Source organism: Phormidium sp. CCY1219 (assembly GCF_055795085.1).
In genome coordinates, this window is the sequence record NZ_JAYFEQ010000358.1 from 1 (window position 1) to 608 (window position 608).

The 608-nt window shown below is 43.9% G+C and carries 1 protein-coding gene; it reads left to right on the forward strand.

Annotation, left to right across the window (positions count from 1 at the left end; translation table 11 throughout):
* Positions 1-549: group II intron maturase-specific domain-containing protein (locus tag AC0QH1_RS06830; protein ID WP_324630228.1), on the forward strand; the 549-nt coding region annotated here is incomplete at its 5' end.
* Between the last annotated feature and the right edge of the window lie 59 nt (positions 550-608).

Genomic DNA, 608 nt, shown 5'->3' on the forward strand with positions numbered 1-608 from the left:
GCGGTTATAAAGGCTCATAAAACAGCCCCACAATACGCACTAATCAAGCACCTAAATCCAGTCATAAAAGGATGGAGCAACTATTACAGCACAGTAGTATCCAAAGAAACATTCTCCAAACTTGACGATAAGATTTGGACAGCCTTGAGGGCATGGACAGCATCAAGATGTGGGAAAGCGTCCATTGATAAGCTCAGAAAGTATTACCATCATGGAGCGAATGGGAAATGGACGTTTCAAACGCAAGATGGGTTGAGATTGTTAACACACGCAGCAACTTCTATCAAGCGACACATCAAAGTCAGAGGAGATAAGTCTCCATTTGATGGAGATTGGGCTTACTGGAGTAAGAGAGGGATTAACAAGGTTGGAATACCAGCCAAGTTAGCCAGACTTGTGAAGAAACAAAAGGGTAAGTGCAATGAATGCGGCCTGTTCTTCACAGACAGTGACCTAATTGAGGTAGACCATATTAAACCTCTAGCGGCGGAGGGTAAAGATACCCATAAAAAACCGCCAAGCATTGCATCACCACTGCCACGACCGTAAAACCGCAAGAGACCTCATCATAATTGAGGAATATCAAGCGAAAATCAGCTCCCATGACA